General features: G+C 49.1%; 25 protein-coding genes. 24 read left to right on the forward strand and 1 reads right to left on the reverse strand.

The annotated features are described in order from the left end of the window. Positions 1–375 precede the first annotated feature (375 nt). The 19 genes from D9N13_RS01390 (at position 376) to D9N13_RS01475 (ending at position 15298) form a co-directional block, all read left to right on the forward strand. Entirely contained in the window at positions 376–1410 is a 1035-nt protein-coding gene (locus tag D9N13_RS01390; RefSeq protein ID WP_290584969.1) for a GlxA family transcriptional regulator, read from the forward strand. Between the two features lie 330 nt (positions 1411–1740). Beyond that, complete coding sequence (locus D9N13_RS01395; RefSeq protein WP_290584970.1) at positions 1741–2217, forward strand: GNAT family N-acetyltransferase; 477 nt, start codon at positions 1741–1743, stop codon at positions 2215–2217. Between the two features lie 51 nt (positions 2218–2268). Beyond that, positions 2269–2856 (forward strand): 2-hydroxychromene-2-carboxylate isomerase, encoded by a 588-nt coding sequence (locus D9N13_RS01400; RefSeq protein WP_290584972.1) that lies wholly within the window; start codon positions 2269–2271, stop codon positions 2854–2856. A 501-nt stretch (positions 2857–3357) separates the two neighbouring features. Then, entirely contained in the window at positions 3358–4200 is an 843-nt protein-coding gene (locus tag D9N13_RS01405) for an SDR family NAD(P)-dependent oxidoreductase (RefSeq protein WP_290584974.1), read from the forward strand. A gap of 569 nt (positions 4201–4769) precedes the next feature. Then, the gene (locus D9N13_RS01410) at positions 4770–5603 is read left to right on the forward strand and encodes an SGNH/GDSL hydrolase family protein (protein ID WP_290584976.1); all 834 of its coding nucleotides are present in this window, start codon (positions 4770–4772) and stop codon (positions 5601–5603) included. Positions 5604–5896: 293 nt separating this feature from the next. Next, positions 5897–6025: an IS3 family transposase gene (locus D9N13_RS24280; RefSeq protein ID WP_411268114.1), complete on the forward strand. Its 129-nt coding sequence runs from the start codon at positions 5897–5899 to the stop codon at positions 6023–6025. Between the two features lie 32 nt (positions 6026–6057). After that, positions 6058–6615, forward strand: coding sequence for a YqhA family protein (locus tag D9N13_RS01415; protein WP_290584978.1), 558 nt, complete (start codon positions 6058–6060; stop codon positions 6613–6615). A 91-nt stretch (positions 6616–6706) separates the two neighbouring features. Continuing rightward, positions 6707–7036: a glutaredoxin family protein gene (locus tag D9N13_RS01420; protein WP_290584980.1), complete on the forward strand. Its 330-nt coding sequence runs from the start codon at positions 6707–6709 to the stop codon at positions 7034–7036. Between the two features lie 164 nt (positions 7037–7200). Beyond that, positions 7201–7656, forward strand: coding sequence for a nuclear transport factor 2 family protein (locus tag D9N13_RS01425; RefSeq protein WP_290584983.1), 456 nt, complete (start codon positions 7201–7203; stop codon positions 7654–7656). A 231-nt stretch (positions 7657–7887) separates the two neighbouring features. After that, positions 7888–8448 (forward strand): HD domain-containing protein, encoded by a 561-nt coding sequence (locus D9N13_RS01430; RefSeq protein ID WP_290584985.1) that lies wholly within the window; start codon positions 7888–7890, stop codon positions 8446–8448. A gap of 219 nt (positions 8449–8667) precedes the next feature. After that, on the forward strand, positions 8668–9102 hold the full coding sequence (locus D9N13_RS01435) for a DUF1801 domain-containing protein (RefSeq protein ID WP_290584987.1): 435 nt from the start codon (positions 8668–8670) through the stop codon (positions 9100–9102). A 241-nt stretch (positions 9103–9343) separates the two neighbouring features. Continuing rightward, positions 9344–9727, forward strand: coding sequence for a VOC family protein (locus D9N13_RS01440; protein ID WP_290584990.1), 384 nt, complete (start codon positions 9344–9346; stop codon positions 9725–9727). 124 nt (positions 9728–9851) lie between these two features. Next, positions 9852–10481 carry an SDR family oxidoreductase gene (locus tag D9N13_RS01445; protein ID WP_290584992.1) on the forward strand — a complete coding sequence of 210 codons (630 nt, stop codon included), beginning with the start codon at positions 9852–9854 and terminating at the stop codon, positions 10479–10481. A 217-nt stretch (positions 10482–10698) separates the two neighbouring features. Continuing rightward, positions 10699–11115 (forward strand): acyl-CoA thioesterase, encoded by a 417-nt coding sequence (locus D9N13_RS01450; protein ID WP_290584994.1) that lies wholly within the window; start codon positions 10699–10701, stop codon positions 11113–11115. Between the two features lie 173 nt (positions 11116–11288). After that, a complete protein-coding gene (locus D9N13_RS01455) occupies positions 11289–11780 on the forward strand; it encodes a hypothetical protein (RefSeq protein WP_290584996.1) in 492 nt (163 codons plus the stop codon). A 119-nt stretch (positions 11781–11899) separates the two neighbouring features. Further along, positions 11900–12211 carry a putative quinol monooxygenase gene (locus tag D9N13_RS01460; protein WP_290584998.1) on the forward strand — a complete coding sequence of 104 codons (312 nt, stop codon included), beginning with the start codon at positions 11900–11902 and terminating at the stop codon, positions 12209–12211. A 127-nt stretch (positions 12212–12338) separates the two neighbouring features. Then, the gene (locus D9N13_RS01465) at positions 12339–12941 is read left to right on the forward strand and encodes a glutathione S-transferase family protein (protein WP_317622450.1); all 603 of its coding nucleotides are present in this window, start codon (positions 12339–12341) and stop codon (positions 12939–12941) included. Positions 12942–13054: 113 nt separating this feature from the next. After that, positions 13055–13567, forward strand: coding sequence for a hypothetical protein (locus D9N13_RS01470; protein WP_290585002.1), 513 nt, complete (start codon positions 13055–13057; stop codon positions 13565–13567). Positions 13568–13687: 120 nt separating this feature from the next. Continuing rightward, positions 13688–15298 carry an alkaline phosphatase D family protein gene (locus tag D9N13_RS01475; protein ID WP_290585005.1) on the forward strand — a complete coding sequence of 537 codons (1611 nt, stop codon included), beginning with the start codon at positions 13688–13690 and terminating at the stop codon, positions 15296–15298. Between the two features lie 135 nt (positions 15299–15433). On the opposite strand, the gene D9N13_RS01480 is transcribed toward D9N13_RS01475, so the two are convergent. Continuing rightward, on the reverse strand, positions 15434–16576 hold the full coding sequence (locus tag D9N13_RS01480; protein WP_290585007.1) for an acyl-CoA dehydrogenase family protein: 1143 nt from the start codon (positions 16574–16576) through the stop codon (positions 15434–15436). A gap of 257 nt (positions 16577–16833) precedes the next feature. Here D9N13_RS01480 and D9N13_RS01485 point away from each other — a divergent pair, with 257 nt between their 5' ends. From D9N13_RS01485 to D9N13_RS01505, 5 genes are all read left to right on the forward strand, one after another. Next, on the forward strand, positions 16834–17544 hold the full coding sequence (locus D9N13_RS01485; protein WP_290585011.1) for a winged helix-turn-helix transcriptional regulator: 711 nt from the start codon (positions 16834–16836) through the stop codon (positions 17542–17544). Between the two features lie 40 nt (positions 17545–17584). After that, positions 17585–18031, forward strand: a complete 447-nt coding sequence (locus D9N13_RS01490; protein WP_317622443.1) for a YaiI/YqxD family protein — start codon at positions 17585–17587, stop codon at positions 18029–18031. A 115-nt stretch (positions 18032–18146) separates the two neighbouring features. Continuing rightward, positions 18147–18866: an SIMPL domain-containing protein gene (locus tag D9N13_RS01495; protein WP_290585013.1), complete on the forward strand. Its 720-nt coding sequence runs from the start codon at positions 18147–18149 to the stop codon at positions 18864–18866. Between the two features lie 142 nt (positions 18867–19008). Further along, positions 19009–19356 carry a metalloregulator ArsR/SmtB family transcription factor gene (locus D9N13_RS01500; RefSeq protein WP_411268123.1) on the forward strand — a complete coding sequence of 116 codons (348 nt, stop codon included), beginning with the start codon at positions 19009–19011 and terminating at the stop codon, positions 19354–19356. A 37-nt stretch (positions 19357–19393) separates the two neighbouring features. After that, the gene (locus tag D9N13_RS01505) at positions 19394–20404 is read left to right on the forward strand and encodes an ArsJ-associated glyceraldehyde-3-phosphate dehydrogenase (protein WP_290585019.1); all 1011 of its coding nucleotides are present in this window, start codon (positions 19394–19396) and stop codon (positions 20402–20404) included. Positions 20405–20406: the final 2 nt, after the last annotated feature.

Below are 20406 nucleotides of genomic sequence, written 5' to 3' on the forward strand. Positions count from 1 at the left end.
CTTAATAACGCCACGTCGATCACTCCTGAGTGCTCCTGCATCAATGGGTGCAGGATGAGTTGAACGTGGGTCAAAATTCGATGCAAATTATGGGGTCAGGTGGGTCAATTTTGGGTGCAAATCAACATGGGGTCGTTTCTGAGGGCTGCCACTGTCTGGCCCATCTGGTTCAGGTCAAGACCGTTGCGGTTTTGTATATCCACGTGTGCGTTCATCTATGTTACCTCGCTTATTCATCTGTCCAAGGGGACCCGGGAACCGGGAGGCGCTTTTCTGTAGCGTCTGGGTGTAAAGTAAGGCAATGTAGCGGAGGCAGTCAGATGGATATCTGACAAAAAGGGGGCATTCGTGCCATTAATTTTAGGGGGGTAGACAATGTCGCGTCCGCAGAAGAAGGTTCTGATTCTGGCATTGCCAGAAACGGCAGGATCTGCGCTGTACGGGATGGTGGATGTGCTCAGTGCCACGGGTAATATTTGGCAAACGCTGGTGGGGCACGAAAGCCCGTCGAAGCCCTTCGATGTGCAGATTGTTTCGGTGGATTCGAAGCCATTCCGGTGCGGCCATGGGATACCGGTTGAACCTGCGTATCCCATCGCTGATGCGCCTGCCTCTGACATCCAGATTCTTCCGGAGATCTGGCTCGGGCCCCAGGAAGTGATCAGTGACCGCTATGATGGACTTATGGACTGGATCAAGCTTAGGTTCCGCTCGGGCACAACGATCTACTCAGCCTGCTCCGGGTCAGTCTTGTTGGCTGAGAGCGGCTTGCTGGATAATTGCGAGGCAACCTCTCATTGGGGTTATCAGGAACTGTTTCGGATGCACTATCCGAAGGTGCGCTTCCGGCCGGAGAGCAACCTGGTTTATGCCCATCCTGATGGTCGGCTGGTGACGGCGGGCGGAACGACCTCGTGGCATGATCTGGCGCTGCATATCATTGCCCGTCATGTAGGGGTTGGCGAAGCGCTTCGCATTGCCAAAGTGTACCTGCTGAAATGGCATCAAGAAGGCCAGTTGCCGTTTGCGGGCCTGGTGCGGCAAACTCATCATGCTGACTCGGCGGTGCGCAAGTGCGAGGAGTGGCTCAAAGTGCATTACCGTGATCCGGCGGCTATCTCTCTGTTGGTGGAGGCCTCATCTTTGCCAGAGAGAACACTCAAGCGGCGCTTCAAGGCGGCCACCGGATCTTCAATGATCGAGTATTTGCAGAACCATCGAATCGAAGAGGGCAAGCGTCACTTGGAAGAAGGCAAGCTATCTGTAGAAGATGTGAGTTTGGCGGTGGGCTACGAGGATCTGTCCTTCTTCCGCCGCCTGTTCAAGCGGTTGACGGGGTTGACGCCTGGCGAGTACCGGCGCCTGTTTCGGCCGTTGATCGAAGAGTCGGCAGCACCAGCCGGGTTCTAAGCAGGCCCCACGGATGATTTACCTGAGGCCACGCTGGCACCGGCAACGGCATTTGCCAAGGCTCCCAAGCTGATTGTGTCAAGCCGGCCGATTTCCGCTTCGCCTTTTCTACAAAGCTGTGCCTGTTCCTGGCCTTATGCGTGGCGGGGTATAATAGGTGTGATTAGGCTCTGGAGTTCAGAGCGAAGAACAAAAAATATGGTGTTTGATCTTGTTTTCAATTCAAACGAAAAGTATGTAGATAAACTTATTCAATTATTGAGAGCGAAGTATGATGAACTGTGAACTCATCAACATAACACTGAATTAAGTGCAGTTAAGGAAGATCAAGTGCGCTATCGAACTATCCAAGAATCAGATTATGAATATGTGATTGAGAGGCTAAATTCGTGGTGGGGTGGCCGGAATATGGCTGATATGTTGCCTCGTTTATTTTTTACTTACTTTCATGAATCGAGTTTCATCTGTATTGATGAAGAAAAGATTGTTGGGTTTTTGGTTGGTTTCGTATCCGATTCTGTTAAGGATACAGGATACGTGCATTTTGTCGGTGTAGACCCAGAATATAGGCATTCAAATATAGCCAGAACGCTTTATTCCATGTTCTTCCAGTACTGCAAAGTGAAGGACGTAACTGCTGTTAAATGCGTAACATCCGACGTCAATAAAGCCTCAATTGCGTTCCATCAAAAAATTGGTTTTGAGGCGTCAGGATGTGACGACAAAGGAAATCCCGTTGTTGCTTTGAATTATGATGGGCCAGGAGAACACCGGGTTCTCTTTGAATTGCAGCTTGGCCGCTTATAGGGGCACTATACTAGAATAGAAGAACGGAATTTGAAAAAGAGAGTCCTTCAGGTGAAATTAGAATTTTGGTTCGAATTTGGCAGCACCTATTCATATCCATCAGCAATGCGAATAGAGGAATTGGCCACGCAAAGTGGGGTGAGTTTGGTGTGGAAGCCATTCTTATTAGGCCCAATTTTTAAAAGCCAAGGTTGGAGTGATTCACCTTTTAATCTATATCCTGCCAAAGGTAATTATATGTGGAGGGATTTAGAAAGAATCTGTCGAAATCGAGAGCTGGAATTTAGAAAGCCCACAGTATTCCCCAGAAACGGCTTGTTAGCTGCAAGGGTAGCGTGCCGGTTTTCTGAACAAGATTGGATTGCAGAGTTTGTGAGGAACGTTTTTCGTGCAAACTTTCAATTGGATAAGGATATATCGAACCGGAACGTTGTGAAAAGCTGCTTGCCGCTTTCAGTTGAAGAGTCTGAGTCAATTCTTAGTGAATCAAAAACTGAGCGTTCAAAAGCGCTGCTAAGAAATAATAGTAATATGGCCGTAGAGCTTGGAATATTTGGTGCGCCGTCTTTTATCGTCGGTAATGAGTTGTTTTGGGGGGATGACAGGTTGGAGCAGGCAATCGAGTGGAGCAAGCAATAGCGTGAGCCCTATAACAAGCGGCTGAGGTTCAGATGATATTAGGCTCCACTACACAACGCCCCTGGTGTATGGCGTAAGGAATATTCAGAATTTATGATCAGAAGTTTTAGTGCCTACATTGGAATATGTTCACTTACAATTGGACTGGTTACGTTGGTTTTTGAGGATTCACTGCCTGAAAGTTTGAAGTTCGCCAGTGTATACAGTGTTGTATTGGTATTATTAGGTTTGCTTCTATCTTATTACGGACGTCACTATTTAAAAGGTTGGTTGGCGTACTTGTTATTTTCCGGTGATGAATAATATGTGAGGGTCATTTTAGATGAGAAGAAATAGGCTTGTACTCCAGTTGCGCTGGTTATTCATGGTGTTTTAACGACAATTATTTAGGTTGATCTGCATAATTATGGGTATAGACAGTTTCTTGGATAGTGGGGTATATACTTACATGAAAGCTAAGGCAGCTTACTCTAAATAGCTTACGGATGGGTGGTAACTGATATGGAAATTGAAAAGAATATGGTTGCGGTGATAACGGGTGCTTCCCGAGGGCTCGGGGTTTTTATTGCTAAAGCGCTTGCTGAAAGAGGTGTCTCACTGGTGCTGGCCGCACGATCAAAGGATGATCTTGAAAGCGTAGCAAATGATGTAAAGCGTGCGGGCGTCGATGTTTTACCTGTTGTTACCGATATTTCTGATACGGATTCTTTGCGTGATTTGTTAGACGCAACGTCAAAGCGTTTCGGCCGGCTGGATATTCTCGTGAATAACGCGGGCTGCGACTACGCTTATCCTTTCGATAAGATTGAAATATCCAAAATCTCAGAAATGGTACAAGTAAACCTGGTAGGATTAATGGCCCTCACCAGGCTATGTATACCAGAGATGCTGAAGCATAACGGGGGCCATATCGTTAATATTGCATCCATTGCTGGTGTCATGCCGTCAGCGTACCAAGAGGTTTATACGGCAACAAAGCATGGCGTTGTTGGTTTTACTCGTGCTTTGCGCGCATCATCTCAGGATATGAATTGGCCTATTAGTGCCTCAGTTATATGTCCAGGCTTCATGGATGACGCTGGAATCTATGAGAATATGAAAAGAGATTACGGTGTTAAGGCGCCTAATGCGTTAGGGAGCATGAGTGCCTCAATGCTGGGAGATCATGTGATTCGTGCAATCGAGCAGGACATACCTGATATCATGATGATGAAGGGGGCTCCCCGTATTGCAACCGCATGGCTCGCGCTGTTCCCCAGAGTACATGAGAACATATCAGCAAAGCTCAAGACAGCAGAGATTTTCCGTAAGGTAGCGTTCGCTCATGCGCGAGAACATAAGTAACTTATTCGCTTATCGAGAAGTGGACTGTTCCCATTACAGTTGTCATCTGGTGAGTTAGATGCACTGACATGATAACGAGCGTAACATTGAAGACATTGGCGTCATGGGTAATCAGATTTTGAATAGTGCGTTTGGGGTTTAGACATTTGCATTGCTCAGCCGCTGCTGTCGGTGTTAAGTTGCCATGTCAATTACTCCAAGCAAGGGTGCGAAGCTACGCACAGGCTTAGGCGATCAGAGCAGTTCGAAGAGTGAGTTTCTGATGCCCTGAGTTAGGACGGCTTCTCCTAAGGGCTTCGATTTATTTATCTACGCAGCCATCTCTTTCTTGTTTCATTTTCATGTTTCCTTTCATGCTTTTTTATTCATTTTCTTTACATTGTCTTCTCCCGCCCCGGTGAGTTCCGGTACTAAGAATTATGCCAAGTGGCCAATTATGTGCTATTACTGAATTGATTAAAAAATGATCAGTGGGCGCGAGCAGCATGGTGTGTTCACTGGAGTTACCTATAACTGAGCTGACATCTTTTGGTTGCAGTCATTTATAAAACAATCAGGGAGAATCCCAAGTGAATCTTAGTAATCGTTTTACTCGATATTGTGTTCTATTAATCACGTCTATATTCGCCTGCAGCACCTATGCTTTCCATTATTCCCCGTTGCCGGAAAAGCCGCTTATCCTGATCGGTGCTTCCTATGCCAACGGAAATACACCGTTACAGCAGGATTTGCAGGGCCCGCTGTTCGGTATTTCGGTGGGAGCCGGTGACTATGTTGATTTGGGTATTGCGCTGTCACGTTTCGGAGCAAAGGTAAGCAATGAAGGCCAGGCGGGAGCCACCACGTTCAGCCGAATTACCTGCAACCCTGTATGTGGTACTGCCACGTGGGACAGTTATTCCACTCAACTGCAACGCGCGTTACGGCGGGTAACCATCTTCGATGCCAATGGTCCGGCCGGCTATAACGCAGATTATGTCATCATCAGCCTCAGCAACGATTGCTTGCACTCCGATTCGTTCGGCATGGACCAGGCGCTAACAAGCCCTTGCTCCCTTGCCGAGCAAAACGCTTCCGTGGACCGTCTGATTGCGGTGGGACAGGAGGTTCTGAATCTGGGTATGACGCCGGTGTACGCCAAGTTTACCAGCGCTGATAATCTTGATCTGCCGCTGTTTGCCCAACTTTCCGGGCTCACTTGGGTGATGACCAATGAGCAATACGATTCTTTCGGTGAGCTGTATGCGTTCAGAATCAGTGAGGAGCTGCCTGGCGCCATTTTGGTTAACGCCTGGGAACACTTTGCCCACAGGGGAGACGGTATTCACCCTGATGACGCCACCACGATGCGGGCGGCATATCACTTCCTGCGCGCCATTTACCTGGATAAACAGCACCAATAATGTCATCGCGTACCCGTGCTGGCCATATGCGCCAGCACGGGTAGCGTCTCTCTTAAGTAAGATTCCATTTGATTCAACCTGCTTGTACGTGCGCGGTTTCTAACTGAAAAATTAGTGTGTTGAGCACCATTACTGTATCGTCAATCGGTAACTAATTTCTGGCAAAGAGGCTGCTGAACCTAGTGTGATCGACAGTCACCTGAGTTAGGAGCTTCTCTCGATATGGTTCGCTCCACCGGCGATGGCGGATTAGCATGAGCTGCAAAAGTAACGGATGAGATAACACACCCATAGTGTCTTTATTTAGCAGGCTAAAAGTGGAATTGATTTACCCAACGAATTATCGGACGATTGAAGTGGCGCGGTTGCGCATATCTGCTTATATTGAAAACTTCTATAACTGCAAGATTTCGCACTCATGATCAATCAGCGCAAACATTAATTGGAATCTGATATGCATGAAGAGAAAGAGCCAGAGAAGCCGTTGCCCAGTAACTTGGAAAACCGCTTTGAGTTTATCCTTTGGAGCTCTCGGCTGCTAGTGATGCTGGCTGTCGTTCCAAGCCTTTTGGGTGCGGCAGTTTTGTTTCTAATCGGCACCGCAGATTTGCTCGGCATCGTGGCCGACACCATTGCGTACTATTTAGGGTTCGGCACAGGTGATATTCACGACACAGTTATTCCTAAAATTATCATAGCCGTTGACATCTACCTGATTGCTATCGTCCTGTTGATTTTCGGTTCTGGCATCTATCGTTTATTCATTTCACCGATTGACCAGTCTGAAAACAGAATCCCTAGCCATCCGTTTAACGTCGGTTCTTTCGATCAGCTCAAAGACAAGATAGCTCGGGTTGTAATACTGGCTGTAATTATTGAGTTCTTCAGAGCTGTCGTTGATATCAAGTTTCAAACTCCTTTGGACGCAATATACCTTGCAGTATCGGTTTTGGCGTTGGCCGGTGGGCTGTATCTGATGAGTCACGCCCACAGCAAGAACTCTGATGATTGAGTGTTCGGCCGGATATGCCATCTAACGGTGCGGTAATTAGGCGGGGTTGGTGCGCTCGCTGTTAGGCCCGTAAAGTACAGGATTTTCTAAGATGAAAAAATTGGTAATTCTGGTGGTTGTTGGTGTTGGCTTATTCAAAGCTTATGGCTTTTATAAAGTTGAATCGCTTCCACCGATATATGACCATCCTTATGTAGTGGTTTATGGTAGGGATTCATGTGGTTTCACCCAAAGAACCAGAAGCGCTCTTAAAGAAGCAGGAATAAATTTTGAGTACTATAGTGTAGATGACAAAAGTGTTGCTGATACGCTGCATAAGCGTATGGAACAGAGCGGAATTGATGCGCGTCGGTATTTGCTGCCGGTGGTAGACGTCAATAATACTATTGAAATTCGGCCTGATAACTCAGATCTAATATAAAAGGCGAGTGGCATAACGTTATAAATCTGTATTCGAATGCTAACGCCTCCTGTCCTGTTTCAATGAGGCTCAACTACCCGAATGCGTTCGATTTGCTTGGGGCTAAGTTGAATGTGCAAGTAAGTAAAATAACAGTATCTAAAATAGATGAAAAAAGGTGTGTCATGAGAAAATTATCATTATTCATTGTTGTCTTCTTTTGTTCTTCGTTGGCTTTTTCTGACACGTTGACAGAAAAACAGGTCCATCAACTGATTGATAGGATGGACTCAGCGATAAACGCTAAGGATGCGAAAGCTGTGCTTGAGGAAATGAGCGACAACATTGAGATAGTTATTAATATCGAAGCTCAAGGCCAAACTCAAACAATGAGGCCATCTAAAGCAGAATATAAGGATATGCTTGTGGCGACGTGGGTCCATTATTCGGAGTATAAATATGATAGGGGCAATACAAAAATATCCATCAATAACGATCAGGCGGTAATCTCAGCGGATATAACAGAATCCATCAATATAAACGGCCAAGAGATGACGGGGCAATCAAAGGAAAAAGTTACGGTTCAGATTGTGGACGATAAACCCAAGATTACTAAGGTGGTTGCATTTACCAGTATGTGATTATGCTGCGTATTGGGTTTGAACATCAGCACCGCGAAAATCAATCAAGTAGGATGATGGTGTAACGCGAATTGTATATCGAACTCAAGACTGCGTATTTAGGTAGATTCAATTAGTGAAGTAGGCATTTGACGATTCGTTGGGCGGTTATTGCATTGATACCAAGAGGCATATTGGGTCAAGGCCAATTGATACGTAAAATTCACTTCAAACCTTACTAGAAGGTTCGATATGGAAAAGCAGCTATCCTTTCTCATTGAGATCGATAAGCTTAAGAATGTGATAAGGAAATCACCGTTAATAGATCGGTCCAGGCGTGAAAATTCAGCGGAGCACTCCTGGCATTTGGCACTGTATGCTTTGGTATTGTCGGGAGAAGCTAACGTTGGGGTCCACATAGATAGGGTTATCCGCATGTTGCTATTGCATGATATTGTTGAAATTGATGCAGGTGATCACCCAATTCACGAATCAAACAATTCCGAACATCAGCGAGAGCTTGAGCTGAATGCGGCGCGCCGTATTTTTGGGCTTCTTCCATCAGAGCAAGCAAAAGAGTTTATGGATCTTTGGTTGGAATTTGAATCTGGTGAAAGCGATGACGCGGTCTTTGCAAAATCATTGGATCGCTTCCAGCCTCTCATTCATAATGTTGAAACAGGTGGTGGTACATGGGTAGATGCCGATGTCACTCAGCAGCAAGTGAAAGAGCGCTATGGGCGCCCCATTTCTGCGGGATCTGCTTCTATGTGGCGTGTGGCAGAAGAGCTTGTCGATAATCACTTTGACTGAGCGTTACAAATTTCTGCCTATAAGTCATCAGAAGCATCATAATAATGACAAACTCGATGTTTCGGATTAGATTGCAGTGCTGGTACGCCTTTGTGTCATGATAAAGGTTTAGCATGTTTGGTGGTCTGGTTAATGGATCACTTTTGGAGTCTGTGGATAACAGCGAAGTTTGATGATTTTTTCTACAGTCTCGCTATGCAACCATCGAGGCTAATCGATATGTCCATAAAAGACAAAGATTCGTCAAAGAATCCTCAACTACTTTCTGGCGGAAATCCACAAATATCAAAAGGAGATGGCCGCGAATTTGTCGATGCATACATCAGCGCAATGCCAGGATGGAAGCAGGATGTAGGTAGGAAGCTCGACGAGTTAATACTGAGATCGGTGCCTGATGCAAAGGTGGCCGTTCGTTGGAATACTCCATTTTATGGTGTTGAAGGTAATGGGTGGTTTATTGCCTTCCATTGCTTTTCAAAGTATATAAAAGTGACGTTTTTTAAGGGTGCATCGCTGATCCCGATGCCGCCTGAACGCTCCAAACAAAAAGATACGCGCTACTTTCATATTAAAGAAAACGATCAAATTGATGAGGCTCTATTTACCCAGTGGATTGAGCAGGCCTCAAAAATACCCGGCGAAAAAGTATTCTAGTTTTTACCTTTAAGGTATAGGCGGTGCAAATAGGTTTCGTACATTCTATGCGGTGAGCTTCATTATGCTCGGTCGGTGTTGAAAGTGTTAGGGGTTATATTGTACAGAAGAAATAGCTATTCCTGAGAATATAGGCAACTGGTGGGATAAGCAAACAGTGATAAGATCACTAGAAGGCAAAGTGTTTGAGCGCAACTCCGGAGAAGAGCATGGAGTTGCCCAGTTTAATTAAGGAGTTAACATGTCCGGGCCTGCTCGAGCGGGGCTCTTCGTGTATGCGGTTGACGCAACACGAGTAGCACGTTTCTATCAGAATGTGGTTGGTATGGAGATTCTTCATGAGCGGGAAGATCTGATCGTGCTGCAATCACCAGATATTCAACTTTTGGTACATAAAATCCCAGCAGCGATCGCTAATGGAATATCAATTGAAGTTCCACCTATACGGCGTGAGAATACGGCGCTGAAGTTTTTCTTCACGGTGCAATCGTTGGATTCAGCGCGAAACTCCGCTGGTGAATATAATGGTGAAATTTTTAATGAAACCTGGGACGGGCCGGGATTCATCGCATGTAATGGAATCGATCCAGAGGGCAACGTATTTCAAATACGTGAAGGTGTGTAGGTAATAGATGAGCTAAGCGTTCATTATAGGTTTTTAATGTTGCCGACCTTTCAAAGAAAGCAAGCCATGTAACCATGGCTGCTCCCCGGTTAGTTGAGTGACATACCGTTGTGAGAATAAAACGATGAATAAAGTTTTGTTGATTGGGGCGAGTGGCAGAATAGGCCGCTTATTGTGCGAAAAATATTATGATTCTTTCGACTCCCTGGTGGCAATGGTTCGGAACACGGATCAATCCGGCTTGCCCCCTCAAATCAATCAGATTGAAGCCGATTTGGAAAGTGATATATCCTCGGTAATGGAGGGTGTAGATACCGTTATTTTCTCGGCAGGATCAGGTGCTGGTACTGGTTTGGATAAAACACTTCTGGTTGATCTATGGGGTGCTTGTAAGGCGATAGACGCCGCTAAGCATAATGATGTCGGGCACTTTATCATGGTCAGTTCTCGTGGTGCTGATGATCCAGATAGAGGTCCGCGCCCAATTAAGCCTTATCTGGTAGCAAAGTATTTTGCTGATGAATACCTGAAGAACTCAGGGTTATGTTATACGATTCTAAGGCCTGGTCGATTAACAGATTTGCAGGGTACGGGATCTATTGATATTAGCCGTCCAGTTAATCCGGATGCACAAGTCATATCCAGAGAGGATACAGCCAGAGTAATCGCACACTGCGTGAATAATCCGAAGGTCAGAAATAAAATATATGAGCTGTATGAAGGTGAATCAAGGATTGAGCAAGCTATCGCCTGATCACACCTCTGATAAACCAAGTGACTGGAACTGAAGCTTAAGCTAGGGTGTTCAGAAAGCTAGGGTGTTCAGAAAGCTGGGGTTAGTAATGATGTGTATTGTGGTTAGAGCGTTTCCCAAGGTTTCGTCTCGGGCTATTTTCGCGGAACCTAAGTATGGGCTGATATTCGGTACTAACAAAATGGAGTGATAGCTGGAATCAGAAAAGGGCCAACTCATGACGGATAGATTTGTAGTGAAACGCAGAGTCCTGTTCGGGGATTGTGATCCTGGCGGGATTCTATACACACCGCGAGCTGCACATTACATTGTGGAAGCGGGGCTTGATTTTTTTCGAGCTCGCCTCGGTGATGGTGCCGAAAGGAAGCTATTCGAGCAGGGTATCGCACCTCCAGCCAGGGCTTTTTCAATTGAGTTCCTGAAACCGATGACCTGGGATGACGTGATAGAGATCGAAGTACAGGTCAAAGAAATACGCACCCATGCTATTGTCTTACGCTTTTTCGGAACAGTATCCGGCTTTGATGTGTTATCGGCGGAAATTACTCAGGTGATTGTTTCTACCAATACAATGCAACCAACACCGGTAACAGACGAATTGAGAGCTAATTTATTAGGTAACGCAAATGGATGACCACAGAGCTAATTGTGTTTGTCCGTTCACCTTTATTGACTGCGTATTAGATTGGAATTAAGAAGTAATTATCGTTACCGGGAGTTGACGAGATTATCATTATTGTCCGTCGGCTTCTTTCACCACTTCGTTTTTTAACATAGATGTTATGGCGATAGGTTCAAGGATAGAGTATGAAACAGGAAATGAGGATAGTCATCCTGAGTGCGGTACTGGCTTTTTTGGGTAGCACAGTGGGTGCATTCTTGTCGTTCCAATTGGGCGAAAAAGCGTGGGAAAGGGAAGTTCAGTATGATCATAAGAAATTTACGGTGCAGCAAAGAATTAAATTGGTAGAGCGATTGGCAAAAGCAGTAGCGAGCCTTGATGAAATACAGAAGAATATTGAGTTAATTAAGATTGACCGTAACGCCAGAACTATAGCGCTGGAGCAGGGACAATCCCCGCCAGTAATAAGCGAGGTTTCTGAGAAACTATCCAATAGGTTGGTCCAGATTGAGGCGGAGTATTCAGCGGTTTTGTCTCTTTTGCAGGTATTTTATGGCCCAAAAACCAATAACTCAGTTAATAAGTTAATCGCCGCTAAAGTTTGGTACAAGCCGAAAGAAGAAGATATCTTAAAGCTCTATGACGCCATCGGGCAGGAGCTGTATTGGTTTCCATAGTTGTGGGAGTGTTTATATCACTGGTTTGCGTTAAAGTGTGGTTGTACCGTTTGAGTGATTTGGTTGTATGATCAAGTTGATTCGTATTCTAAGATTGTCGAATCCGGATGGGAGTGGATATGAGTGCAAAAGTTGCGGTATTTGGAATATTACGGTTTCCAGCAGAAAATGTAGCAAGCGTGTTGCCGTATCTGGAAGAGTTCGTCAGGAAAACCCAGGAGCAGGATGGTTGTATTCTTTATGAGGTCGCAGAAGACCCATTTGATAAGGGCCTGATACGCTTTTCTGAGCTGTGGCCAAGCCGGGAAGCGTTAGAGAATCACTTGGTCGCTCCACACATTGAGCCCTGGCGTATCAGTGCCCGTCAACACGGTTTGATGGAGCGGGTATTCCATTCCTACGATATAGTGTCTGATGCCATCGCAGTTTGAGCGGTTCCTATATTCTTAGATGCCCCGGGTTGGATATTTCTGCTCGGATATCTCTGCTTGGGTGCTCTATGGTTACGCTCTATTGCTTTTTTTGTCATTCAAAAGGCTGAAAATTATGAGAGGTGATATGTATCGGGTATATGGAGATCTTCAGTCAGGTAATTGCTACAAGGTTAAGTTGTTGATGCAATTGTTGGGTCTTGAGCACGAATGGGTTCATGTCGATATTGTTGCCGGTGATACCCGTACACCTGAGTTTACCCGAATGAATGGCAATGAGAAGATTCCTGTATTGCAAGTTGGGGAGTCGGAGTTTCTTGTCGAATCCAATGCGATCCTGAACTTTTTGGCAGAGGGTAGCGCATTGTTGCCAGGGTCGGGATTGGATCGTGCGAAGGTGTTGCAATGGCAGTTCTTCGAGCAGTATAGTCATGAGCCTTATATTGCCGTTGCCCGATTCATTAACAAGTATCTGGGCCTCCCTGAATCACGTAAGGAGGAATACTTGTCAAAGCAGGAGGGCGGCAACAGGGCCTTGTCTGTAATGGACAGTCACTTGGCAGGTCGCGATTATTTCGTTGGTGATTCTCCCACTATCGCGGATATAAGTTTGTATGCTTATACCCATGTTGCTCATGAAGGTGGGTTCGATCTTTCCGGATACCAGAATATTGTCAGGTGGTTGCGGAGAATCGAGTCATTGCCCGGCTATTGTGGCATGACGCCATAGATGGGACACCAACTCAATCCTTCTTTTGGCTATTCTTTCCGGGCCAGGGGCACGTTAAGATACGACGCTTGACCATTTGATCGAACGATATTTTTTATTCTTGGGGAAATTTTATGGCTTGGACGAGTACGCTTGGATTTGTCACTTCCGGTGGGCGTGGCAGTAAGGCGGTACCGAAAAGTTGCATTGAGTCTGCGGAGTACATTATCCAGTGTTACCACGCTCAGAAAATACTGCCGTGGGCAGCCGGTCAGTCCAGGGCGCCGCACGTTTACGCGGAATTTGGTAACAAAACGTTCAATATCAGTGATACGCAGGATTTTCATAATAGTGCTGCGGGAATCACCGACTATGATTTTGGTGATAGCTTACCTGCCGAAGGGCAGGGGATTATCTGTTTGAATAAGACCGGTGCCGATCTTACCTCAGATGGCGGGTACAACATGCATCTGGGGGCCGTGGTTGCCACTGGTGATGGCGCCGTGCTGATCAGCAATATGATGGAGGCAGCCCATGTGGCGGTGTCCTCCGGCACCATCCAGGTGATGGAGATTGCAAAGGCCGAAGATTTCCTGGAGCAGTTGGGGGATGGCGACACCTACGCCATTGGCTTGCTTCGTACCTAACGTCATCCACCGGTCAGGTACTCATCACTTTCACGACATAAAATAGTCCTACTCTTGTCACAAGCCGCATCTACCCTTGTGCGCGTTATCTATCACACGCCCACAGGAGGATTGCTGCTCATGTCAGAAGAATCAAACAAGCCCACTCACAAGAAAAACAGTCGCCGTCAGTTTATTCGTCAATCCGGTTTGGTGGTGGCCGCCGGCGTGGTGGCGCCACGGATACTGGCAGCACCCGCCATCATCACCCGTGATGCGGTCAGGCCCAAGTTGGAGCAGGGGATTCAGATTGGTGACGTACAGCGTCATGGCGCCATGATCTGGAGTCGCAGCGATCGCCCGGCCCGTATGCTGGTGGAGTATGATCTGGCGCCGGATTTCCGGCACCCGGTAAAAGTACGCGGGCCCTATGCCCTGCAGACCTCGGATTTCACTGCGCGCCTGGATCTTCGTCAGCTGCCCAGCGATCGGGAGATTTTCGTACGGGTACAGTTTCAGGATCTGACCAATGAGCGCGTGATCAGTGAGCCGGTTGCGGGCCGGTTTGTTACCGCCCCCCGGCGGCGCCGTGATATTCGTTTCCTGTGGTCCGGTGATACGGCGGGACAGGGCTGGGGGATCAATACTGAGTTCGGTGGCATGAAAATTTATGAGGCCATGCGCCTGGAGCAACCGGATTTTTTCATTCACTGCGGTGACAACATATACGCCGATGGCCCTATTTCAGAGTATCAGGAAGCGGAAAACGGATTGATGTGGCGCAATGTGGTTACGGAAGAGGTGTCTAAAGTGGCGGAGACCCTGGACGAGTTCCGCGGCCGTTATAAATACAACCTGCTGGATGACAACGTGCGCCGCTTCAATGCTGAGGTACCACAGATCTGGCAGTGGGATGATCATGAAGTGGTAAACAACTGGTCTGATTCCAAAGACCTTGCCAACGACGATCGCTACAGTGAAAAGAATGTGCCCACGTTGATCGCCCGCGGTGCCAAGGCGTTTCTGGAATATTCACCGATGCGCCCCCACGACAGCTCGGAAGCGGAGCGGGTGTATCGCAAGATTTCCTATGGTGATCTGTTGGATGTGATTGTCATTGATATGCGCAGCTACCGGGCGGCCAACTCCGCCAATGATCAGGCTGAGCAAAGTGCGGAAACCGCGTTTTTGGGTGAAGAACAGTTGGCCTGGATCAAGCACCAGCTGGATCATTCCAAAGCGACCTGGAAAGTCATCGCATCCGACATGCCCATTGGCCTGGTGGTGCGCGATGGTGCAGAGAAATTTGAGAACATGGCCAACGGCGACGGCCCGGCCCGGGGGCGTGAGCTGGAGATGGTGGAATTATTGCGTTATATCAAGCGCAAGCGCATCAGTAACGTGGTGTGGTTTACCGCGGATGTGCATTACTGTGCCGCCCACTACTACGATCCCAACCAAGCACGGTTCCAGGATTTTCTGCCGTTCTGGGAGTTTGTCAGCGGCCCCTTGAATGCGGGCAGTTTTGGCCCCAATCAACTGGATAATACCTTTGGGCCACAGGTGGATTTCCAGATGGCACCGGAGGCACCCAATCTGTCTCCCTTCGCAGGGCTGCAGTTCTATGGCCAGGTGGACATTGATGCCTATTCTGCGGAGATGACGGTGACACTGAAGGACATCGACGGTAATCCCGTCTATCGCAAAACCCTGGAGCCGGAGCGCAGTCGCGGCTGGCATCGAGGCTGGTAAAGCAAGAAGGGCTATAACAGAAAGGGCCGCCGGTGAGGCAACCGGTGGCCCTTTCTGTTATGCGCTTATTTGGTGCTGACAGGCAGCGGGTCAGGCTGTGCTGATCCTCTGTTAATTGCGCTGGATTCAAAAAGGTTATTGAGTCAGTTCGCAGACAGGATCCAGCCCCTGCAGTAAACGCCCGGAAAACGCCTGCTGCTTATGTTCCGGCAGCGGATGAAAATGCATGGCCCGCACATCACGGATGATGCGTTCAAGGTCGCTGCCCTGAAAAAATCCGCTGCCGCCCACCAACACCGCAGCCTGGTCCACCACGTTGCGGATTGCCTGATTGGCAATGGTTTTGCGGGTGAGTATGGCGTTGGTCAGGTTGCGGTCCGGGGTGAAACTGTAATTGTCGTGACTGCGAACCATGTCATCCACGGCCAGTCGTGCCACGGTCAGTTCGTTGTGCAGGCTGCCCAGCAGGGTGGCCAGGGCGGGTTTTCCCTGACAGGCTTCTGTCGCCAGATGGAAAGCCTTCTCGGCCATGCCGAAATAGCAGGAGGTAATCAGTGGCATGGCGTTGGGCAGAATGGCATCCCAGATGGGGTGCCAGACACCGGCGGGCCGCCGGGCCACGATGGCGGTTTCCGGCAGGAAGACGTTCTCCAGAATCACGTCGTTGGAGCCGGTGCCGCGCATACCCAGGGTTTTCCAGTTGTCTCGGATGCGGATGCCTTCGCTGCTCATGGGCAGGGAGAAGTGAATCACTTCTGCGCCTTCACTGGTTTGATGGTTGACGCTGGATACCAGCACCTGGGCTCCGGGCCCGCCGCTGACGAAACGCTTGTGGGCATTGATCACGTAGCCGCCGGCAACCGCTTGTGCTGTGCCGCTGGACTGGAGCCAGTCATTGGCGCCGGTACCGGCGATAATCAGTTCACCGGAGGCGATTTTCTTCAGGGTGGCGATAGCACGCTCGTCATTGCGATTGGCCTTGAATACATTCAGGGCTACGGGGTGGGAATGCATGGCAAAGGCCAGGGCCGTGGACCCGCAATGCTGGGCAAGTTGCTGAGTAATCTGGCATAACTCGGTGTAGGTAAGGCCGCCGCCCCCCAGTTCAACAGGTATTGCTAATGAAAAGAAGCGGGCTTCTTTCAGGTCGTCGTAATTGTTTTGTACAAACCGGCAATTGCTGTCAAAATCAAAAGCGCGCTTGCTGAACTGGCTGCCCAAATTATTAAGCAGTTCTTCGGCGGCGTCATACCAGGCTGTGTGTGATTGGGTTTCCATAGTCGTCTCCCTGTGGTGTCTGGGGTTGAGCTTTGTGCTCGTCAACAACGCCATCATAGGAAAGGCCAGCCAGTAAAAATACTTTCAGAACTGTAGTAACTAACTACGCAAACTGTAGTAACGCGCTTTCTAATCTGTAGTTAGCGCAAAACAAGAAAAAGGTTTGATTGATAGCGGTATTAAGGCCTGAAAAACCTGTGACCTATTCACCATCTCCTGATGGTGCTTAGCGCATCAACCAGCAAGAGGACCATTTGATGCAATACGGACAATTTTGCCCGGTCTCGAAAGCCACTGAGATTCTGGGGGATAAGTGGACGCTATTGATTGTGCGGGAACTGCTCATGGGAGCCAGCCGCTTCAATACCCTGCAGCGTGGCCTCAGCTCCATTTCACCCACGATGCTGACCAAGCGGCTCAATGAGCTGTGTGCCTGTGGCATCGTGATGAAGAAAAAAATCCCCGGTCAGAAAGGCTATGAATACTTTCTGACACCTTCCGGCCAGGAGCTGCTGCCGGTGTTGGAAGCGGTGGGTGTGTGGGGGATGCGCTGGGCCCGGGAGGGGATGCCGGAAGGGGATCTGGACGTTGAGCTGCTGATGCTGTATCTGGAACGCAGTGTGGATGTGAATAAGCTGATTGGAACGGAAACCGTAATCCGCTTTCAGTTTACAGATCTGGAAAACCTGAAGGACTGGTGGATTGTGGTGAAGAACGACCAGGTAGATACCTGTATTCACGATCCGGGCAAGGATGTGGACGTGTATTTCACCACGGATCTGCGCACCATGATCCAGGCCTGGATGGGGGACATCAGCTATAAGCAGGCTATCGCCGATAAACGCCTGAAACTGGTGGGCCCGGTGGAGCTGACCCGGAACGTTTCGCAGTGGATAAAACCATCGATTTTTGAGGGGATTCCGCCGGCTGAGGAAATTCACACCAACATGATGGGCGCGGGCATTTGAGTTAGAATGCCCACTATTGTCTGTGGCCTGAGTTGAATCAATGATGAATATATGGGTGGATGCCGATGCCTGTCCGGTGGTGATCAAGGAAATCCTGTTCCGCGCTGCCGAGCGCAAGGGCGTGACCACCACCCTGGTGGCCAATCAGTTTTTGCGTATCCCCAAATCCCCCCATATCCATTTTCTGCAGGTTGAATCCGGATTCGACATTGCCGACAACGAGATCGTGCGGCGGGTACAGGCAGGGGATCTGGTGATCACCAGTGACATACCGCTGGCCGCTGAAGCCATCGAAAAAGGGGCGTTGGCATTGAGCCCCCGCGGCGAACTGCATACCACGGAAAATATCCGCGGCCGGCTCAATATAAGGGATTTTATGGATACCATGCGCTCCAGTGGTGTGGATACCGGTGGTCCTCCGCCCCTGAGCCAAAGTGATCGGCAGGCCTTTGCCAATCACCTGGATCGGATTCTGGCCAAGGCCTGAGTCGAGTACCGGTCCGGCAACCGTTGTCTACCGCATAAGTTGTCTACCGCATAAGTTGTCTACTGCATAAGTTGTCTACTGCATATGTTATCTGCTGCATAAAAGGGAGTTTGTAATGAGTGATAAGAACACGTCTGGTGCCTTTCTGCTGGGATTATTTGTTTGCCTGGGGCTGTTGGGGCTGGGGTACGTGTTGGGTGGTTCTGCCATCAAGTTTAAGGAGTATGAGCGAACGGTTACGGTGAAAGGGTTGTCGGAACGGGAGTACGATGCCGATATTGTCATCTGGCCCATCCAGTTCACAGAAGCCAGTAATGAGCTGGAGGCATTGTATGGCGCATTGGATACCAGTAGCGGCAAAATCAAGGCGTTCCTGCAGGCCAATGGCATTGATGCCGGTGATATCACACTGTCCGCCCCGGCCATAACGGATAAGTCGGCCCAGCAGTATGGCAACACACCTGTGGGCCAGTTCCGCTACACGGCGCAGCAGACAGTGACGGTGTATTCCAGGCAGATTGCGGCCGTGCGCAATGTGATGAGCAAGCTGTCGGAGCTGGGTAAACAGGGTATCGTGATCACCCGGGGCGATTATCAGGCGCAGACAGAATACCTGTTCACCCGTTTGAATGAGGTCAAGCCCGAGATGATTGAAGAAGCCACCAAGAAAGCCCGCGAGGTGGCGGGAAAGTTTGCGGAGGATTCTGCCAGTACCCTGGGCAAGATCAAGCGTGCCTCCCAGGGTCAGTTCAGCATTACCGCCCGTGATAACAATAACCCCCACATCAAAAAGGTGCGGGTGGTGTCTACGGTAGAGTATTACCTCTCCGACTAGCCCCCTCTCTCTGGCCCTCGCGCGCTACCCCGGCAATCCCACTGGAACCCATGGCGTGAGGCGCTCTGTTACACAATATATACGCTAAAACATATATATGGGTAGTAATATATATGAAACAGATCCCGTGTAAGGTGGTGCGATCATGAAGCCATTATCGCTGTATAAGTGTTTATCTGACGAAACCCGCCTGCGCTGCGTCATGCTGATCCAGCAGGAAGGGGAGTTATGTGTCTGTGAGCTGATGGCCGCGTTGGGTGACAGCCAGCCCAAAGTGTCCCGGCACCTGGCGCAGCTGCGTAAATGCGGCCTGTTGCAGGATAGGCGCCAGGGGCAGTGGGTGTTCTACCGCATCAATCCCCAGCTGCCGGCCTGGGCACAACAGGTGCTGGTACTGACCACCGCATCCAATGGGGCCTTTATCCAGGCCGATCTTGAGCAGCTTCAGCGCATGGGGCAGCGTCCGTTGCGGGCGCAGGCCTGTTGTTAGGGCTTTACACATCAACGTATGGGAAGTGAGGAGCACAATGAGCATTAAGTTGGGCATCAACGGGTTTGGTCGAATGGGGCGGCTGACGCTGCGGGCGCTGCTGGAAAAAAGCGATGTAGAGCTTCGATGCATAAACGATCCGGCCGGTGATGCCGCAACCCTGGCCCACCTGTTGAACTTTGATTCTGTCCACGGGCGCTGGCAGCAGGAGGCCGGTCATGATGGGGATAACATGCTCATCGGTGACCAGGTGATTCCCTGTTCGCGCAATAGGCTCATCGCTGAAACGGACTGGTCGGGTTGCGATGTGGTGATCGAGGCGTCCGGCAAAATGAAAACCACCGCCGCCTTGCAGGGGTATCTTGAGCAGGGGGTGAAGCGGGTGGTGGTAAGCGCACCGGTGAAGGAAGATAGCGTTTTGAATGTGGTCATGGGTGTTAATGATCACCTGTACGATCCTGCCCGCCACCGGATTGTGACCGCCGCCTCCTGCACCACCAATTGTCTGGCGCCGGTGGTGAAGGTCATTCATGAGCAACTTGGGATCGTGCATGGCTCCATGACCACTATTCACGACATCACCAATACGCAGACCATTCTGGATGCACCCCATAAAGATCTGCGCCGGGCACGGGCCTGCGGCATGAGCCTGATTCCCACCAGTACCGGATCGGCTACCGCCATCACGCATATTTTCCCGGAACTCAAAGGCAGGCTGAACGGACATGCAGTGCGGGTGCCGCTGGCCAATGCCTCGCTCACGGATTGTGTGTTTGAGGTGGCGCGAGCCACTTCGGTTACCGAGGTAAACGGGTTTTTGCAACAGGCGGCCGAGCAGGAGTTGAAAGATATTCTGGGGTTTGAAGAGCGCCCGTTGGTGTCCATTGATTACCGGACCGATCCGCGCTCCAGTATCATTGATGCCCTATCCACCATGGTGATCAACGGCACACAGGTAAAACTCTATGCCTGGTATGACAATGAGTGGGGCTATGCCAACCGGTGTGCCGAGCTGGCACTGAAAGTCGCTGGCGTCAATCAGGGCTGATC

It is taken from the genome of Ketobacter sp. GenoA1 (assembly GCF_003671475.1).
Classification (GTDB): Bacteria; Pseudomonadota; Gammaproteobacteria; order Pseudomonadales; family Ketobacteraceae; genus Ketobacter.

Coding starts and splice junctions, on each gene's coding strand:
- D9N13_RS01475 (WP_290585005.1), top strand. CDS start 13,688: ATGTCAGAAGAATCAAACAAGCCCACTCACAAGAAAAACAGTCGCCGT.
- D9N13_RS01390 (WP_290584969.1), top strand. CDS start 376: ATGTCGCGTCCGCAGAAGAAGGTTCTGATTCTGGCATTGCCAGAAACG.
- D9N13_RS01495 (WP_290585013.1), top strand. CDS start 18,147: ATGAGTGATAAGAACACGTCTGGTGCCTTTCTGCTGGGATTATTTGTT.
- D9N13_RS01430 (WP_290584985.1), top strand. CDS start 7,888: ATGGAAAAGCAGCTATCCTTTCTCATTGAGATCGATAAGCTTAAGAAT.
- D9N13_RS01445 (WP_290584992.1), top strand. CDS start 9,852: ATGAATAAAGTTTTGTTGATTGGGGCGAGTGGCAGAATAGGCCGCTTA.
- D9N13_RS01455 (WP_290584996.1), top strand. CDS start 11,289: ATGAAACAGGAAATGAGGATAGTCATCCTGAGTGCGGTACTGGCTTTT.
- D9N13_RS01465 (WP_317622450.1), top strand. CDS start 12,339: ATGTATCGGGTATATGGAGATCTTCAGTCAGGTAATTGCTACAAGGTT.
- D9N13_RS01470 (WP_290585002.1), top strand. CDS start 13,055: ATGGCTTGGACGAGTACGCTTGGATTTGTCACTTCCGGTGGGCGTGGC.
- D9N13_RS01440 (WP_290584990.1), top strand. CDS start 9,344: ATGTCCGGGCCTGCTCGAGCGGGGCTCTTCGTGTATGCGGTTGACGCA.
- D9N13_RS01490 (WP_317622443.1), top strand. CDS start 17,585: ATGATGAATATATGGGTGGATGCCGATGCCTGTCCGGTGGTGATCAAG.
- D9N13_RS01405 (WP_290584974.1), top strand. CDS start 3,358: ATGGAAATTGAAAAGAATATGGTTGCGGTGATAACGGGTGCTTCCCGA.
- D9N13_RS01460 (WP_290584998.1), top strand. CDS start 11,900: ATGAGTGCAAAAGTTGCGGTATTTGGAATATTACGGTTTCCAGCAGAA.
- D9N13_RS01480 (WP_290585007.1), bottom strand. CDS start 16,576: ATGGAAACCCAATCACACACAGCCTGGTATGACGCCGCCGAAGAACTG.
- D9N13_RS01420 (WP_290584980.1), top strand. CDS start 6,707: ATGAAAAAATTGGTAATTCTGGTGGTTGTTGGTGTTGGCTTATTCAAA.
- D9N13_RS01505 (WP_290585019.1), top strand. CDS start 19,394: ATGAGCATTAAGTTGGGCATCAACGGGTTTGGTCGAATGGGGCGGCTG.
- D9N13_RS01435 (WP_290584987.1), top strand. CDS start 8,668: ATGTCCATAAAAGACAAAGATTCGTCAAAGAATCCTCAACTACTTTCT.
- D9N13_RS01485 (WP_290585011.1), top strand. CDS start 16,834: ATGCAATACGGACAATTTTGCCCGGTCTCGAAAGCCACTGAGATTCTG.
- D9N13_RS01415 (WP_290584978.1), top strand. CDS start 6,058: ATGCATGAAGAGAAAGAGCCAGAGAAGCCGTTGCCCAGTAACTTGGAA.
- D9N13_RS01425 (WP_290584983.1), top strand. CDS start 7,201: ATGAGAAAATTATCATTATTCATTGTTGTCTTCTTTTGTTCTTCGTTG.
- D9N13_RS01450 (WP_290584994.1), top strand. CDS start 10,699: ATGACGGATAGATTTGTAGTGAAACGCAGAGTCCTGTTCGGGGATTGT.